Here is a 16,496-nt window from a genome sequence, read left to right as displayed (position 1 = left end):
TGGTCGTCAACTACTTGATTTAACAGCGGGAACCCTGGTTCATGGCACGCAAGTGGCTCCGCAACGGCGCGCTCGCGTCCGTCTTCGCGATGTTCGCGATGGGTATCGTCGGCACGCCGACGGGCAGTCTGGTTTCCGCCGCTTACGCACGGGAGGCCGTTCCGGCCGACGTGGCTGCCAGCGGGCTCGATACGATCCCGACTGCCAGTCTTCCGCGCGAGGCCGTGACCACGCTGGGCCTGATCGGCGCCGGCGGCCCCTATCCGTACGAGAAGGACGGCGTCGTATTCGGCAATCGCGAGCGGATCCTGCCGAAGGCGAAGCGCGGCTACTACCATGAGTACACGGTGCCGACGCCGCGTGCGCGCAATCGCGGCGCGCGTCGGATCGTTTGTGGCGGGCCGTTGCGCCGGATCGACAACTGTTATTACACGGGCGACCACTACAACAGTTTTAAACGTATTGTTGAATGACTTCGGGACGAATGGCATGAGCGACTCCATCTACGCGCACGATACGGCGGCGGCGGAACTGTTCGCGGCCGGCGACGGCAATCTGTTTCAGCGTGTGATTCAGCTGCACGCGGCGGCGCAGGCCGGCGGCACGCCGGAGCAACAGGAAGCCGAGCCCGGGCTTTCATCGAACGAGGAGCCTATGAGCCTTTTCACGACCGTGCGACCCAATCTCGTGCAGTCGATCCGCGCGTTCCGCGTGCAGGATCTCGCCGACGAAGCCGGTCGGCTCGGCCAGCATTTCCTGTATGCGTATTGCGGCGCCGCGCAGTCGAAGCAGGAAGTGATGGAAACGATCGCGACCTCGTTCCTGTTTCCGAAGCATTTCGGGAAGAACTACGACGCGCTGTACGACTGCCTGACCGACCTCGTCGCGAAGGCCGGCGCGCAGCCCGGTTTCGTGATCGTCCTCGAAGGGCTGCCGATCGCGCAGAAATTCGACAAGGAAGGGCGCGAAACACTGCTCGACGTGTTCCGCGAGGCGGCCGAATTCTGGGCCGAGCGCAAGGTCGCGTTCCGGGTGTTCTACTCGTTCGCGTAAGCGCGTCGGCCTACGGCCGATTCACCGAACTACTCTTCAAAAGCCCGCCTCGAGCGGGCTTTTTTGCGTCTGCGCGATGCATACGGGCCGGCGCGCTGTTTTCTGACATCAACCTTTCATCTGGCGCGATTTTTCGAGACAATCGTGGTCGATCCGACGGCGGCAGCCGCATCGGGTCCATACAACAAACCATCGAGAGAGGGCCGTCTTCCCATGAGTATTTCCCGTTCCGCACGCTCCGTCGTGCTGCCGCTGGTGGTCGCGGCTTGCGCCGCGCATGCCGCGCCGCTGACGCCCGAGCAGACCGTCGACCTGTACATCGGCGCACTCGTCAACGGCGACGTGTCGAAAGCCCGCGAATTCAACGACGCGGTACGCGCGAGTTACGGCGGCAAGGACGCGCTCGATGTCGGCGTCCTGTCCAAGATGGGCGAGTCGATGCGCAAGGACATGGCCGAGGACTTGCTGGCGCCGATGCCGCCGAAGGCAAGTGCCGCGTTGCGTCCGTCGGTCGAAAGTATGTCTGCGGCCTATCAGCGAGCGATCAATCGCTCGGAATGCAAGGCGACCGGGTCGTCGCTGCGACCGAACGCGTACGTCGAGGGCGAGACGATCGCGACGGTCGAATTCGCGTGTCGCGTGCCGGATGCGGAGCCCGGCGGGAAGGCGCTGCAGGCCAAGCTCGGCAACGGTCGCCTGAAGAACGACGCGGCCCGGATCGCCGTGTTCAAGGCGATCTTCTCGGGCATGGCGCAAGTGCTGGACGCGGCGCCGGTGACGCGCCCCGTGACGGGCAAGATCGACGTCTACGGCCTGGGCGACGGCTGGACGACGGGTAGCCCGCAAGGCGTGCTGATGCCGGTGCTCGATGCGTTGTCGGATGCGATGCCGCAGGGCTCGTCGAGCAACAAGTAAGTGACGATAAACCGCGGCGTCAGGAGGATGTGACGACGGCGGAGTGCCGTGCCGCCTCGCGGCGGCACAGCCGCCGGTGCTTCACCACCCGCCCCAGCGTGCGGCCAACGCCGCGAGCACGGCCGCGCCGGCCGTCTCGGTACGCAGCACGCGCGGCCCGAGCGACAGCGCGGTGAACCCGCGTGCGCGCGCCGCATTTTCCTCGTCGGGCGACAGCCCGCCTTCGGGCCCGATCAGCAGCGTGACGGCCGCCGCCGGCGGCGCGTCGGGCAGCGACGCGAACGGGCTGCTCGCGCGCGGCGACAGCAGCAGCCGCAGTTCGCCGTCGGCCGGCGCGCCCGGCAGCGCGTCGAGCCACGCGTTGAAGCCGGCGACCGGCGCGAGATCGGGCATGCGGTTGCGTCCGCATTGCTCGCACGACGCGCGCACGACGCCGCGCCAGTGTGCGACGCGCTTGTCCGCCCGTTCGCCGGACAGCTTCACGACGCCGCGCGCGGTCGACAGCGGCACGACCGCCGCGACGCCGAGCTCGACGGCCTTCTCGATCACCCAGTCCATCTTGTCGCCGCCGGCGATCCCCTGCGCGAGCGTCACGCGATAGGGCGGCTCGGCCTCGGCGGCCTCGAACGTATCGACCTGCACGAGCGCGCTGCGCTTGTCGACTTCGACGAGCCGTGCACGGTACTGGCCGCCCGTGCCGTCGAACAGCGCGAGCACGTCGCCGGGCTGCAGGCGCAGCACCTGCACGTGACGCGCGACGTCGGCCGGCAACGCGAGCGTGGCGTCGGCGCGCAGCGCGGCGTCGACGAAAAAGCGCGGCACGGCCGCGGTGGTGGTGGCTTCGTTCATGCGTGTGGCGGTTTCGGTCATGCGTCGAGACGGCACCCGAGCGCCCAGCGGTAGCCGTCGAGATCCTCGATCTGCGCGAACCGGTCGCCCCAGAACTGATCCTGCGGCGCGCTCAGCGATTTCGCGCCCGCGTCGAGCGCGCGCTGCCAGGTGGCGTCGACGTCGTCGACATACAGATAGAACGATTGCGGCGCGGTGGCGTTCGCGCGCTTCGGCGTGAGCGCGGGCGAGCCGAACGCGCCTTCGGGCGCGAACATCACGATCAACTGGCCGCGATAGGCCATCTCGACGTGCATGATCGCGCCGTCCTCGTCATGCACGTCGCGGAGCGTGAAGCCGAATGCGGCCTGGAAGAAGTCGATGGCCGCGCGCGCGTTGCGTACGGCCAGGTAGGGCGTCAACCAAGGCACGTTGGCCGGACGTGGATCGGTCATGAAAATCTCCTGTTGCACAGTGTCGGCGCTTCTCGCGCCTGCGCCGGTCTCATGCTGGAACAGCGGAACGTTGCGGCCGTCCGGTTGTTCAGCGGCGAACGCCCAGTGTATCGCGCAGCGCGCGCGGCAGGGCAAAGAGGGACGCATGCAGCCGCGCATCGTAGTAGCGCAGGCCGTCGACGCGGCGGGCCGCGAGCCGTTCGTCGACGTCGTGCGCGAACAGCGCGGCCGCATCGAGCGTGTCGCTCGCGATCGCCATCAGCCACTGCGAGCCGTACAGCGGCACGTGCGCGGACAGCGGATCGACGACCGCGAAGCTCGCGCGCAGGTCGTCGAGCAGCGCGGCGATGCGCGCGGCATGGAACACCGGCGAGCCGAGATGCATCGAGATCGCGCCGCAGCGCGTGAGGATCCGCTTGAGCCGTGCATAGAACGCACGCGTATAGAGGCCGGCCGCCGGCGAATCCGGCGGCGTGAGGTCGAACACGACGAGATCGAAATGTTCGACCGTCGAATCGACGAAATGCGCGGCGTCGCCGATCACGACCTCGACGCGCGGGTCGTCGAGCGCGCCCTGGTGCACGTCGTCGAGATAGCGGCGCGCCATCCCGACCACCTCGTCGTCGAGTTCGGCGATCACGATCCGTTCGATGCACGCGTGCTTGAGCAGCTGGCGCGCCGCGCCACCGTCGCCGCCGCCGAGCACGAGCGCCTTCTTCGGCGCCGGATGCGCGAGCGCGGCCGGGTGCGTCATGCACTCGTGATAGACGAATTCGTCGCCGACCGACGTCATCGGCCGGCCGTCCAGCGTGAACAGCCGGCCGAGCTGCGGCGTTTCCCAGACTTCGATCTGCTGGTGCGGGGACGCGACGTGCGCGAGCCGCCGCGCATTCGGGAAGCCGTAGGTGGCGTCGGGCGTCGGGTGAAAGAGAAGGGTGGTGCTCACGGGCAGGCCGCTGGGGCAGGCAGTTCCGACGCCTGAATTATAGGAGGCGGGCGGTTTGGCGGAAAACCGTGCCGGAACACGACGCGCCGACAAGGGAAATGTCAGCCCATCTGTTAAAATGACGAGCTTTGCAGCCCCGTCCGTTGGCTCCGTCCGCTTCGCGTCCGTCAGGCGCCGCACCGCGCGCCGGGAACGATTGACGCTCGAGCTTCCGGATGCCGCCGTGCCCCCGTTTCCTCGACTCGTTCTCCGGACTCGACATGACGACTTCGTCTCCCGCCTCCACCACCCTGATGGCCAACGCGATCCGTGCGCTCGCGATGGACGCCGTCCAGCAAGCGAACTCCGGCCACCCCGGCATGCCGATGGGCATGGCCGAAATCGGCGTCGCACTCTGGTCGCGCCATCTGAAGCACAACCCGACGAACCCGCACTGGGCCGATCGCGACCGTTTCGTGCTGTCGAACGGCCATGGCTCGATGCTGCTGTACTCGCTGCTGCACCTGACCGGCTACGACCTGCCGATCGAAGAGCTGAAGAATTTCCGCCAACTGCACTCGAAGACGCCGGGCCACCCGGAATACGGGATCACGCCGGGCGTCGAGACGACCACCGGCCCGCTCGGCCAGGGTCTCGCCAACGCGGTCGGCATGGCGCTCGGCGAAGCGCTGATGGCCGACGAGTTCAACCGTGACGGTGCGAAGATCGTCGATCACCACACGTACGTGTTCCTCGGCGACGGCTGCCTGATGGAAGGCATCTCGCACGAAGCCTGCTCGCTCGCGGGCACGCTGAAGCTGAACAAGCTGATCGCGCTGTACGACGACAACGGCATCTCGATCGACGGCGACGTCGTCAACTGGTTCCACGACGACACGCCGAAGCGCTTCGAAGCGTACGGCTGGAACGTGATCCCGAACGTGAACGGCCACGACGTCGATGCGGTCGACGCGGCCATCGCGAAGGCGAAGCTGTCGGACAAGCCGACGCTGATCTGCTGCAAGACGGTGATCGGCAAGGGCGCGGCCACCAAGGCCGGCGGCCACGACGTGCACGGCGCGGCGCTCGGCGCGGAAGAAATCGCGAAGACGCGCGAAGCGCTCGGCTGGAAGTGGGAGCCGTTCGTGATTCCGCAGGAAGTCTATGCGGCCTGGGACGCGAAGGAAGCCGGCAAGCGCGCCGAGTCCGAATGGGACGCGACGTTCGCCGCGTATCGCGCGAAGTTCCCGGCGGAAGCCGCCGAATTCGAGCGCCGGATGGCCAACAAGCTGCCGGCCGACTGGGCCGAGAAGGCTGCGGCGATCATCGCCGGCGCGAACGAGCGCGCCGAGACGGTCGCGACCCGCAAGGCGTCGCAGCAGGCGATCGAGGGCCTCGCCGCCGCGCTGCCCGAGCTGCTCGGCGGCTCGGCCGACCTGACCGGCTCGAACCTGACCAACTGGAAGGCGTCGAAGGCGGTGCGCGCGAATCCCGAAGGCGCGGGCGTGCTGCTCGGCAACCACATCAACTACGGCGTGCGCGAATTCGGCATGAGCGCGGCGATCAACGGCCTCGCGCTGCACGGCGGCCACAAGCCGTTCGGCGGCACGTTCCTGACGTTCTCCGACTACAGCCGCAACGCGCTGCGCGTGGCCGCGCTGATGAAGGTGCCGTCGATCTTCGTGTTCACGCACGATTCGATCGGCCTCGGCGAAGACGGCCCGACGCACCAGTCGATCGAGCACGTGTCGAGCCTGCGCCTGATCCCGAACCACGACGTCTGGCGCCCGGCCGACACGGTCGAGACGGCCGTTGCGTGGACCCACGCGGTCGCCGCGGATCGTCCGTCGAGCCTGATCTTCAGCCGCCAGAACCTCGCGTTCAACCCGCGTACCGATGCGCAGATCGCCAACATCGAGAAGGGCGGTTACGTGCTGAAGGACTGGGACGAGGAAATCGTCGCGCGCAAGATCATCCTGATCGCGACGGGCTCGGAAGTCGAACTCGCGATGAAGGCCGTCGAGCCGCTCGCGCAGCAGGGCATCGCGGCCCGCGTCGTGTCGATGCCGTCGACCAACGTGTTCGACCGCCAGGACGCCGAATACCGCGAACGCGTGCTGCCGCACGGCGTGCGCCGCGTCGCGATCGAAGCGGGCGTGACGAGCTTCTGGCACAAGTACGTCGGCCTCGACGGCGGCGTCGTCGGGATCGACACGTTCGGCGAGTCGGCGCCGGCCGGCGTGCTGTTCAAGTACTTCGGCTTCACCGTCGAGCACGTCGTCGAGACCGCGAAGGCCGTGCTGGCCTAAATAAAAGCATACGCGGCGCGCGCCACCCGTTGCGCGCGCCGCACCGTGAAGCTGCACGAAACGAATTTTTTCAGCCATCAGGAGATAGACCATGACGATTCGCGTCGCAATCAACGGCTACGGCCGTATCGGCCGCAACACGCTGCGCGCGTTCTATGAAAACGGCAAGAAGCACGATCTCGAGATCGTCGCGATCAACGACCTGGGCGATGCGAAGACCAACGCGCACCTGACCCAGTACGACACCGCGCACGGCAAGTTCCCGGGCGAAGTGTCGGTCGACGGCGACTACCTCGTCGTGAACGGCGACAAGATCCGCGTGCTGGCGAACCGCAACCCGGCCGAACTGCCGTGGGGCGAGCTGGGCGTCGACGTCGTGATGGAATGCACGGGCTTCTTCACGACGAAGGAAAAGGCGAGCGCGCACCTGAAGGGCGGCGCGAAGAAGGTGATCATCTCGGCGCCGGGCGGCAAGGACGTCGACGCGACGATCGTCTATGGCGTGAACCACGACGTGCTGAAGGCCGAGCACACGGTCATCTCGAACGCATCGTGCACGACGAATTGCCTCGCGCCGCTCGTCAAGCCGCTGAACGACAAGATCGGCCTCGAAACCGGCCTGATGACGACGATCCACGCGTACACGAACGACCAGGTGCTGACGGACGTCTATCACGAAGACCTGCGCCGCGCGCGTTCGGCCACCCACAGCCAGATCCCGACGAAGACGGGTGCCGCATCGGCCGTCGGCCTCGTGCTGCCGGAGCTGAACGGCAAGCTCGACGGTTACGCGATCCGCGTCCCGACGATCAACGTGTCGATCGTCGACCTGTCGTTCATCGCGAAGCGCGACACGACGGTCGAGGAAGTGAACGCGATCATGAAGGAAGCATCGGAAGGCGCGCTGAAGGGCATCCTCGGCTACAACGACGCACCGCTGGTGTCGATCGACTTCAACCACAACCCGGCTTCGTCGACGTTCGACGCGACGCTGACCAAAGTGTCGGGCCGCCTCGTGAAGGTGTCGAGCTGGTACGACAACGAGTGGGGTTTCTCGAACCGCATGCTGGATACGGCAATCGCATTCGCGAACGCGAAGTAATCCCGCACGTCGCGCGGCCGCCGCAACGCGGCCGGCGTGGCGAACGAACCCGGCCCGGGGTTTCCCGGCCGGGTTTTTTATTGCCCGGCGTGCGCCGTCACGTGCTCGACCGCATCGACGAACGCGCGCTTCAGCGGACTGTCGAGATCGGTCCACGCGAGCCCGATGCCGCTGCGGTGACCGGCCAGGTCGAGCGGTCGCGCGAGCACGTTCGGCGGCAGCGCACTGGCCGCCTGCGCCGGAATCAGCCCGATCCCCATCCCCGCCGCGACGAGCGCGAGCATCGTCGTGAATTCGCCGAATTCCTGCGCGATCTCGAGCGTCGTGCCCGCGCGGCTCAGCGCGAGCAGCATGTCGTCGTGAAAGCCGGGCGCGTAGCGGCGCGCGAGCACGAACGCGGGGTGGCCGCGCAACGCGGCCGGCGCGATCGTATCGTGCGCGGCGAGCGGATGGTCCAGCGGCAGCGCGACCACGAAGCCTTCCTCGAGCACCACGCGCGTGTCGATGCCCGCATACGCGGCCGGCAGCCGGATCATCCCGAAATCGATCCGCCGGTCGCGCAGCGCGGCGATCTGGTCGGGCGTCGGCATGTCCTTCAGTTCGAGCGCGATCAGCGGATAGCGCTCGCGCATCGTGCGCAGCACGGCCGGCAGCAGCGTGGGCAACACCGACGAAACGAACGCGATCCGCAGCGTGCCGATTTCGCCGCGGCTCGACAGCCGCGCCAGCTGCTCCGCGCGCGCGGCCTGCTGCAGCGTCGCGCGCGCTTCCGGCAGGAACACGCGCCCCGTGTCGCTCAGTTCGACCTTGTGCCGGTCGCGCTCGAACAGGCGCGCACCGAGTTCCGCCTCCAGCGCCTTGATCTGCATGCTCAGCGCGGGCTGCACGATGCACAGGCGCTGCGCGGCGCGCCCGAAATGCAGTTCTTCCGCGAGCGTGACGAAGGCGCGCAATTGCTTGAGTTCCATGTGGCGGCGGGCACGAGAGAGCGGTAATCAATTTTCATGATAACCGGATCAAAAAAGACCATTGGCGCGGGCCGGGCCGGCGACCGAAGATAGCGTGAACGCGAGACCGGCCGCGACAGGCGGCCGGCTCGACTGGCACGAGGAGACATCCATGACCCATGCGCTTGACCGCTTCCGCCTCGACGGCCGCCGCGCGCTGATTACCGGTTCCGGCCGCGGGATCGGGCTGACGCTCGCCCGCGGGCTCGCGGAAGCGGGCGCGGCGATCGTCATCAACGATCGCAATGAAGAGAAGGCCGCGACGCTCGCGCGCCAATTCCGCGACGAAGGCTTCGCGGCCGACCATGCGGTGTTCGACGTGGCCGAGCACGCGCAGGTACGTGCGGCGATCGACGATTTCGAGGCGCGCGTCGGCGCGATCGACATCCTCGTGAACAACGCGGGCATCCAGCGCCGCGCGCCGCTCGACGCTTTCGACCCGGACGACTGGCATGCGCTGATGCGCGTGAACCTCGACGGCGTGTTCAACGTCGCGCAGGCCGTCGCGCGGCACATGATCGCGCGGGGCCACGGCAAGATCATCAACATCTGCTCGGTGCAGAGCGAACTCGCGCGGCCGACGATCGCGCCGTATGCGGCGACCAAGGGCGCGGTGCGGATGCTGACCAAAGGGATGTGCGCCGACTGGGCGCGCCACGGCATCCAGGCGAACGGCCTCGCGCCCGGCTATTTCGAAACCGAACTGAATCGCGCGCTGGTCGACGACGCGGCGTTTTCGGACTGGCTGTGCAAGCGCACGCCGGCCGGCCGCTGGGGGCAGGTCGACGAGCTGTGCGGCGCGGCGATCTTCCTCGCGTCGGCCGCGTCCGATTTCGTGAACGGCCAGACGCTGTTCGTCGACGGCGGGCTGACGAGTGCCGTCTGACAAGGAGAATGTCGTGCGTATGCGTTGCATGTGTGTAGTGATCCACGGGCCGAACGACCTGCGGGTCGAGGAGCAGGACGCGGGCGAGATCGGCCCGGGCCAGGTGCGCGTCGACGTCGCGATGGGCGGCATCTGCGGCTCCGACCTGCATTACTTCCGGCATGGCGGCTTCGGCGCGATCCGCCTGCAGCAGCCGATGGTGCTCGGCCACGAGGTCGCCGGCACGGTCGCCGAAGTGGCGCCGGACGTGAGCTCGGTGAAGGTCGGCGATCGCGTCGCGGTCAATCCGAGCCGGCCGTGCGGCGCGTGCCGCTACTGTCTCGAAGGGCTGCCGAACCAGTGTCTCGACATGCGCTTCTACGGCAGCGCGATGCGGATGCCGCACGTGCAGGGCGCGTTCCGCAACGCGCTCGTGTGCGACGCGGTGCAGTGCGTGAAGGTGGCGGACCACGTGCCGCTGTCGCTCGCGGCGCTCGCCGAGCCGTTCGCGGTCGGGCTGCACGCGGTGTCGCGGGCAGGCCCGCTGATCGGCAAGCGCGTGCTGGTGTCGGGGTGCGGGCCGATCGGCGTGCTGGCGGTCGCGGCGGCGCGCGTGCACGGTGCCGCGGAGATCGTCGCGACCGACGTCGTCGAGGCGCCGCTGGCCGTGGCGAGCGCGCTCGGCGCGGATCGCACGATCAATGCGGCGGCCGATGCCGGCTGGGTCGAGCGCTACAGCGCGGACAAGGGCACGTTCGACGTGATGATCGAGTGTTCGGGCAATGCGCGCGCGCTGCGCGACGGGCTGGACGTGATGCGTCCGCGCGGCGTCGTCGTGCAGCTCGGGCTGGGCGGCGACGTGAGCCTGCCACAGAACGTGGTGGTCGCGAAGGAATTGTCGATCTGCGGCTCGTTCCGGTTCCATGCGGAATTCGCGCTCGCGGTGCAGTTGATCAATGCGGGGCGCGTCGACCTGCGGCCGGCCGTCACGCGCGTGTTCCCGATGCGCGACGCGAACCTCGCATTCGAACTGGCGGGCGACCGCCAGCGTGCGATGAAGGTGCTGATCGATTTCGCGAACGAGGCCGCGTGACGGTGCGGCGCTAGCGCGTCGCGACGGCAGCGACGCCCCTGGCACAAAGGCACGCCCGCGATGCGCGGCGCGTGCCTTTTTCGTCGTGCGGCGCAAACCGATTGCCGGATTGCCGGTCTACCGCCTCACTGCGTGACCTGCCGCGAGCCGACGCGCTGCGACGCGAGCCACAGCGCGATCAGCATGCCCGACAACGCGGCGCCTGCGAGGCACACGCCGCGCCAGCCGTCGAGGCCGTACGCGACGCTCGCCGCGAACGAGCCGAGCGCGCCGCCGATGAAGTAGCTCGTCAGGTAGATCGTCGTCACGCGGCTGCGCGCATGGCCGGCGAGCGCATAGATCACGCTCTGGTTCGAGATGTGCATGCCCTGCACGCCGACGTCGAGCAGCAGGATGCCGACGATCAGCGCCGCGAGCGAATGCGCGCCGGTCGCGATCAGCGCGAACGAGCCGAGCACGGCCGCCGCGAACAGGCCGGTGGCCGCATTGCCGTGGCCGCGATCGACGAGCCGGCCGGCCGACGTCGCCGCGAGCGCACCGACCGCGCCGACGATGCCGAACAGGCCGATCTGCCCTTCGGAATAGCTGTACGGCGGCTGGCTCAGCAGAAACGTGAGGCCGGTCCACAACAGGCTGAAGCACGCGAACACGAGCGCGCCGTAGGTCGAGCGCAGCGCGATCAGGGGCTGCGCGCGCACCAGCGCGATGAGCGAGGTCATCAGCGCCGGATAGTCGACGCGCGCGTCGCGGCGATCCTTCGGCAGCTTCACGGCGAGCACGACGGTCAGCGCGAGCACCATCGCCGCGGCGATGCCGTACACCGCGCGCCAGCCGAACCCGTCGGCGATCGCGCCGGCCGCGACGCGCGCGAGCAGGATGCCGAGCAGGAGCCCGCTCATCACGGTGCCGACCGCGCGGCCGCGCGAGCGCGCATCGGCGAGCGACGCCGCGAACGGCACGAGCAGCTGCGTCGAACAGGTGACGAAGCCGACCGCGACGTTCGCGACGACGAACATCGTGAAGTTGGTGCTGAACGTGACCGCGACCAGCGCGACGACGTTGAGCATCAGCAGCCGCACGATCAGCGTATGGCGGTTGACCGCATCGCCGAGCGGCACGATCAGCAGCAGGCTGGCCGCATAGCCGAGCTGCGTCAGTGTGACGAGGTAGCCGAGTTCGGTCGGCGCCCGCCCGAAGCTGTGCGCGATCGCGGCGAGCAGCGGCTGCGCGTAGTAGATGTTGCCGATGACGATGCCGCACGCGCACGCGAACAGCAGCGTCATGCCGCGGGTGAGGGGAGGGTGGTTGTCGTGATGCGGTTCCATGTTCGCGAAAAACGGCGGCGCCGGCCGGCGGCATGGAGCCGTCGGCTGCGCGGGGTGACTGAAATCGGGGCCGGCGTCGACGGATCGGCGGTGAGCCGATGCGCGCCGGGCGGATCGCGGCCGGACCCGGATCGGGCGGGCGGCGGATCGTCGTGCGGCGGGCCGCGGCAGGTTAGGCCCGGGCGTGCCGCTCCGGTGCGCCGGCAGCGGCGTTGCACGGAAGCGGATGTGCGTATGATGCGGGCATCGACTCATAGCGTCCAAGACTGGATCGTTATGGTCTCCATTGGCAAAACCAATACGTTGGCCGCGATGCTTCTCCGCCACATCCGCTATTTCCTGGCCGTCGCCGACGAGCGCAGCTTCACGCGCGCGGCCGACGCGCTGCACGTATCGCAGCCGACGCTGTCGCAGCAGGTCCGCCAGCTCGAGGACACGCTCGGCGTGCAACTGTTCGACCGCTCGGGACGCACGGTGCAGCTCACCGAATTCGGTGAGGTCTATGCACGCCATGCGCGCGCCGCCCTGCACGCGCTCGATATGGGGCAGCGCGCGCTGAACGACGTCGCCGAGCTTGGCAGCGGCTCGTTGCGGCTCGCGATGATGCCGACTTTCGCGGCCTACCTGAGCGGCTCGCTGATCGACGCGTTCCATGCCGACCATCCGAACGTCGCGCTGACGATCGACGCGATGCCGCAGGAGCGCATCGAGGCGTTGCTCGCCGACGACCGGCTCGACGCCGGCTTCGCGTTCATGCCGCCGCGTGTGCCGGACATCGATGCGCTGCCGCTGTGGGACGAGCCGCTCGCGCTGGTGACGAGCCGCACGCACCTTCTCGCGCGCCGGCGCCGTGCGCTCACGCCGGCCGAGCTCGGCGGCGAGCCGCTGGTGCTGCTGAGCCGCGCGTTCGCGACACGCGAGCGCATCGACCGGTATTTCGTCGAGCACGGCGCGCGGCCGTTGGTCGCCATCGAGACGAATACGGTCACTTCGGTGCTGGCGCTCGTGCGGCGCGGCCGGCTCGCGACGGTGCTGCCGGACGCGGTCGCGCGCGAGAGCGGCGACCTGTGCGCGCTCGAGATCGATCCGCCGTTGCCGACGCGCACGGCCGCGCTGCTCACGCGCAAGGGCGCGTACCGCAGCGTCGCGGCGCGCGCATTCATCGAGCACGTGCTCGCGTATCGAGATCCGTCGGAACGGTGACCGGACCGGCCGGGCGGAAGGCCGGACCGCCGCGCGGGAGGATTACGCGCCGGGCGTCGGGAAGAAGACGCCCGCGCGCTGCGCCGCGTTCGCGATGTGCGTTTCGATCGCGGTGCCGGCGGCCGCCGCATCGCGCGCGATCAGCGCGTCGACGATCGCTCGGTGCTCGTGCCACGTCGACAGCAGCAGCTCGCGCCGGTAGAACGGCATGCGCTGGCTTTCCTTCATGATGTCTGCGCTGCTGCGCAGGATCGATTCGATCGCCGCGTTGCCGGCCAGATGGATGATCCGCATGTGGAAGTCGAAGTCGAGCCGCGATGCCTCGTCGAGCGCGCTTTCGGTCAGCGCGACGTGCAGATCGGCGAGATTGTCCTCGAACCACGCGATGTCTTCGTCGCTGACGACGTGCGCGGCCATCCGCGCGGCGAAGCCTTCGAGTGCATAGCGCATCTGGTACGTATCGGGCGGCGACGACTGCTCGGCGAATTGCCACGGATGCGCGGCCGACGCCTGCGCGCTTTCGACGTACACGCCCTTGCCCGCGCGGATGCGCAGCATCCCGAGCGCCTCTAGCGTCGACAGCGCCTCGCGCAGCGACGCGCGGCTGATCTCCAGCTCCTCGGAGAGCTGGCGCTGGGCCGGCAGCAGACTGCCGACCGGATACACGCCTGCCTCGATCCGGTCGCGGATCGTCGCGATGGCGGCGTCGGTCACGGTATGCGGAACATTTTTCATGATGTGAACGATGGCCGGTCTGACCGGCATTGTAATCCGCATGCAGGCGGCGCACGACCGCCCTACGGGAAAGCCACGATCCGCCCCTTTGTGGGAGCGGCAACAGACCGCACCGGGGCGGGAAATCCCTATTTTGTCCGTCCTTGACGCCACTATATCGGCTTCCTACTATCCACCATAACATCACTGGTCTTACCAGTATGAACAGACGAAACTGCAACCGTTGGATCGGGAGAGCGCCGTGTCGAAATTCCTTAATTCGCTGTTTGGCCGGGTAGTCGTCGCATTGATACTGGGGGTCGCGCTCGGCGCGTTCTTCCCGCACTTCGCCGAGTCGCTGCGTCCGCTCGGCGACGGCTTCCTGAAGCTGATCAAGATGGTGATCGGCCCGATCGTGTTCTGCGTCGTGGTCAGCGGAATGGCCAATGCGGGCGATCTGAAGAAGGTCGGCCGGGTCGGCCTGAAGGCCGTCGTCTACTTCGAGGTGATGACGACGCTCGCGCTCGGCATCGGGCTCGTGCTCGCGTGGGTCACGCGCCCGGGCGTCGGGATGAACATCGACCTGCGCTCGCTCGACGCGGCGTCGCTGTCGACGTACGCGAAGAACGCCGAAAGCCTGAAGGACACGGCCGGCTACCTGATGAAGATCATCCCCGAGACCGCGATCGACGCGTTCGCGAAGGGCGACATCCTGCAGATCCTCGTGTTCGCGGTGCTGTTCGGCTCCGCGCTGTCGCTGCTCGGCGACAAGGCGCAGCGCGTGAACAGCCTGATCGAGGAGCTGTCGCACGTGTTCTTCAAGATCATCGGCTTCATCATCAAGCTCGCGCCGCTCGGCGTGCTCGGCGCGATCGCGTTCACGACCGGCAAGTACGGCGTCGCGTCGCTCAAGCAGCTCGGCTACCTGGTCGCGGTGTTCTACCTGAGCTGCTTCGTGTTCGTCACGGTCGTGCTCGGCGCGGTGATGCGGCTCGCGGGCTTCTCGGTGTTCAAGCTGATCCGCTACCTGCGCGAGGAACTGTCGATCGTGCTCGGCACGGCGTCGTCTGACGCGGTGCTGCCGCAGGTGATGAGCAAGCTCGAATACATGGGGATCAAGGATTCGACGGTCGGCCTCGTGATCCCGACCGGCTATTCGTTCAACCTCGACGGCTTCTCGATCTACCTGACGCTCGCCGTGCTGTTCATCGCGCAGGCCACCAACACGCCGCTGTCCACGCACGACCTGATCGTCGTGCTGCTCGTGTCGCTCGTCACGTCGAAGGGCGCGCACGGGATTCCCGGCTCGGCGATCGTGATTCTCGCGGCGACGCTGTCGGCGATCCCCGCGATTCCGGTGCTCGGCCTCGTGCTGATCCTGCCGGTCGACTGGTTCGTCGGCATCGCCCGCGCGCTGACCAACCTGATCGGCAACTGCGTCGCGACGGTGGTGGTCGCGGTGTGGGAGAACGACATCGACCGTGCCCGCGCGAAGCGCGTGCTGAACCGCGAACTGCGCTACGTGGCCGACGTGCCGGGCGGCACCGCCCCGGTTGCCGGCGATCAGGCCCACGCGCTCTGAACCCGATGCCCGCGCGGCGCGGCTTCCCCGGCCGCGTCGCGCGACCGAATTTCCTGCGACCGGCGCGATGACGCGCCGGCGCTTCTCAAAATAATGGAGACGACATGGCAGCCCCCATCCTCGATCCGAACGCGCCGGCTTTCACGCGGCGCTACATGAACCTCGCCGATCCGCGCCTGGGCGCGCAGGCGCTCTTCGCCAGCGACGAATTCTTCGCGCCGAAGGAGCGCATGCTCAATCCCGAGCCGGCCGTGTTCATTCCCGGCAAGTACGACGACCACGGCAAGTGGATGGACGGCTGGGAAACGCGCCGCAAGCGCACGACCGGCCACGACTTCTGCGTGGTGCGTCTCGCGCGGCCCGGCGTGATCCACGGCGTCGATCTCGATACGAGCCACTTCACCGGCAACTTCCCGCCGGCCGCGTCGATCGAGGTCTGCGCCGTGGACGGCGACACGCCGCCGGACGACGCCGAATGGCGCACGATCGTCCCCGCGACGACGCTGCAGGGCAATTCGCATCACTACGTGAGCGTCGACGACGCGCGGCCGGTCACGCACCTGCGCGTGAACCTGTACCCGGACGGCGGGCTCGCGCGGCTGCGCGTGTACGGCCAGCCGCAGCGCGACTGGCGCCACGTGCCGGCCGGCGAACTCGTCGATCTCGCGGCGATCGAGAACGGCGGCTATCTGGTGGCCGCGAACAACCAGCACTTCGGCCCGGCCTCGCAGATGCTGATGCCGGGGCGCGGCGTGAACATGGGCGACGGCTGGGAAACGCGGCGCCGCCGCGAGCCCGGCAACGACTGGGCGATCGTCGCGCTCGCGCGGCCGGGCATCATCCGGCGCGTCGAGGTCGATACGGCCTTCTTCAAGGGCAACTTCCCCGACCGCTGCTCGCTGCAGGCCGCGCACGTCACGGGCGGCACCGACGATTCGCTCGTCACGCAGGCGATGTTCTGGGCCGAACTGCTCGGCGAGCAGAAGCTGCAGATGGATTACGTGCACACGTTCGACCAGCTCGCGGCGCTCGGCCCCGTCACGCACGTGCGCTTGAACATCTTCCCGGACGGCGGCGTGTCGCGCCTGCGTCTGTGGGGCGAGCCGGCTTGAAGGAGGGC

At 68.2% G+C, this 16,496-nt stretch carries 16 protein-coding genes; 10 read left to right on the top strand and 6 right to left on the bottom strand.

Features of this window, described 5'->3' with window-relative positions; translation table 11 throughout:
* Positions 1-41 precede the first annotated feature (41 nt).
* From HWX07_RS13380 to HWX07_RS13370, 3 genes are all read left to right on the top strand, one after another.
* Positions 42-473: a ribonuclease gene (locus HWX07_RS13380; RefSeq protein ID WP_006476946.1), complete on the top strand. Its 432-nt coding sequence runs from the start codon at positions 42-44 to the stop codon at positions 471-473.
* A gap of 16 nt (positions 474-489) precedes the next feature.
* A complete protein-coding gene (locus HWX07_RS13375) occupies positions 490-1,053 on the top strand; it encodes a barstar family protein (protein ID WP_006476945.1) in 564 nt (187 codons plus the stop codon).
* Between the two features lie 213 nt (positions 1,054-1,266).
* Complete coding sequence (locus HWX07_RS13370; RefSeq protein WP_175876536.1) at positions 1,267-1,968, top strand: hypothetical protein; 702 nt, start codon at positions 1,267-1,269, stop codon at positions 1,966-1,968.
* An 81-nt stretch (positions 1,969-2,049) separates the two neighbouring features.
* Here the strand turns inward: HWX07_RS13370 and HWX07_RS13365 are convergent, their stop codons facing one another.
* The 3 genes from HWX07_RS13365 to speE all read right to left on the bottom strand — a co-directional run bounded on the left by HWX07_RS13365 (position 2,050) and on the right by speE (position 4,197).
* The gene (locus HWX07_RS13365; RefSeq protein WP_175876535.1) at positions 2,050-2,817 is read right to left on the bottom strand and encodes a 16S rRNA (uracil(1498)-N(3))-methyltransferase; all 768 of its coding nucleotides are present in this window, start codon (positions 2,815-2,817) and stop codon (positions 2,050-2,052) included.
* A gap of 17 nt (positions 2,818-2,834) precedes the next feature.
* Positions 2,835-3,251 carry a glyoxalase/bleomycin resistance/extradiol dioxygenase family protein gene (locus tag HWX07_RS13360; RefSeq protein ID WP_124677524.1) on the bottom strand — a complete coding sequence of 139 codons (417 nt, stop codon included), beginning with the start codon at positions 3,249-3,251 and terminating at the stop codon, positions 2,835-2,837.
* An 88-nt stretch (positions 3,252-3,339) separates the two neighbouring features.
* Positions 3,340-4,197 carry a polyamine aminopropyltransferase gene (gene speE, locus HWX07_RS13355; protein ID WP_175876534.1) on the bottom strand — a complete coding sequence of 286 codons (858 nt, stop codon included), beginning with the start codon at positions 4,195-4,197 and terminating at the stop codon, positions 3,340-3,342.
* A gap of 215 nt (positions 4,198-4,412) precedes the next feature.
* On the opposite strand from speE, the gene tkt reads away from it, so the two are divergent.
* Both tkt and gap read left to right on the top strand, forming a co-directional pair.
* The gene (gene tkt / locus HWX07_RS13350; protein WP_175876533.1) at positions 4,413-6,485 is read left to right on the top strand and encodes a transketolase; all 2,073 of its coding nucleotides are present in this window, start codon (positions 4,413-4,415) and stop codon (positions 6,483-6,485) included.
* A gap of 91 nt (positions 6,486-6,576) precedes the next feature.
* Positions 6,577-7,587: a type I glyceraldehyde-3-phosphate dehydrogenase gene (gene gap, locus HWX07_RS13345; protein WP_006476940.1), complete on the top strand. Its 1,011-nt coding sequence runs from the start codon at positions 6,577-6,579 to the stop codon at positions 7,585-7,587.
* A gap of 77 nt (positions 7,588-7,664) precedes the next feature.
* Here the strand turns inward: gap and HWX07_RS13340 are convergent, their stop codons facing one another.
* Positions 7,665-8,555, bottom strand: coding sequence for a LysR family transcriptional regulator (locus tag HWX07_RS13340; RefSeq protein WP_175876532.1), 891 nt, complete (start codon positions 8,553-8,555; stop codon positions 7,665-7,667).
* 151 nt (positions 8,556-8,706) lie between these two features.
* Between HWX07_RS13340 and HWX07_RS13335 the strand changes: the two genes are divergently transcribed.
* Both HWX07_RS13335 and HWX07_RS13330 read left to right on the top strand, forming a co-directional pair.
* Positions 8,707-9,480 carry an SDR family NAD(P)-dependent oxidoreductase gene (locus HWX07_RS13335; protein ID WP_060966869.1) on the top strand — a complete coding sequence of 258 codons (774 nt, stop codon included), beginning with the start codon at positions 8,707-8,709 and terminating at the stop codon, positions 9,478-9,480.
* 13 nt (positions 9,481-9,493) lie between these two features.
* A complete protein-coding gene (locus HWX07_RS13330; protein WP_175876531.1) occupies positions 9,494-10,552 on the top strand; it encodes an L-idonate 5-dehydrogenase in 1,059 nt (352 codons plus the stop codon).
* Between the two features lie 125 nt (positions 10,553-10,677).
* Here the strand turns inward: HWX07_RS13330 and HWX07_RS13325 are convergent, their stop codons facing one another.
* Complete coding sequence (locus HWX07_RS13325) at positions 10,678-11,877, bottom strand: MFS transporter (protein ID WP_175876530.1); 1,200 nt, start codon at positions 11,875-11,877, stop codon at positions 10,678-10,680.
* A 312-nt stretch (positions 11,878-12,189) separates the two neighbouring features.
* Between HWX07_RS13325 and cynR the strand changes: the two genes are divergently transcribed.
* Entirely contained in the window at positions 12,190-13,080 is an 891-nt protein-coding gene (gene cynR, locus HWX07_RS13320; RefSeq protein WP_175876529.1) for a transcriptional regulator CynR, read from the top strand.
* A 42-nt stretch (positions 13,081-13,122) separates the two neighbouring features.
* Here the strand turns inward: cynR and HWX07_RS13315 are convergent, their stop codons facing one another.
* Positions 13,123-13,845 carry an FCD domain-containing protein gene (locus HWX07_RS13315; RefSeq protein WP_012327888.1) on the bottom strand — a complete coding sequence of 241 codons (723 nt, stop codon included), beginning with the start codon at positions 13,843-13,845 and terminating at the stop codon, positions 13,123-13,125.
* Between the two features lie 211 nt (positions 13,846-14,056).
* Between HWX07_RS13315 and HWX07_RS13310 the strand changes: the two genes are divergently transcribed.
* Positions 14,057-15,376: a C4-dicarboxylate transporter DctA gene (locus tag HWX07_RS13310; protein WP_077219427.1), complete on the top strand. Its 1,320-nt coding sequence runs from the start codon at positions 14,057-14,059 to the stop codon at positions 15,374-15,376.
* A gap of 104 nt (positions 15,377-15,480) precedes the next feature.
* Positions 15,481-16,488: an allantoicase gene (alc, locus tag HWX07_RS13305; protein WP_175876528.1), complete on the top strand. Its 1,008-nt coding sequence runs from the start codon at positions 15,481-15,483 to the stop codon at positions 16,486-16,488.
* Positions 16,489-16,496 lie beyond the last annotated feature (8 nt).

The organism is Burkholderia sp. BCC0097 (assembly GCF_902832985.1).
In the GTDB taxonomy this organism is placed as follows: domain Bacteria; phylum Pseudomonadota; class Gammaproteobacteria; order Burkholderiales; family Burkholderiaceae; genus Burkholderia; species Burkholderia orbicola.
The sequence above is the reverse complement of the archived record's forward strand: the minus strand, read 5'-3'. Positions and strand labels throughout refer to the sequence as shown.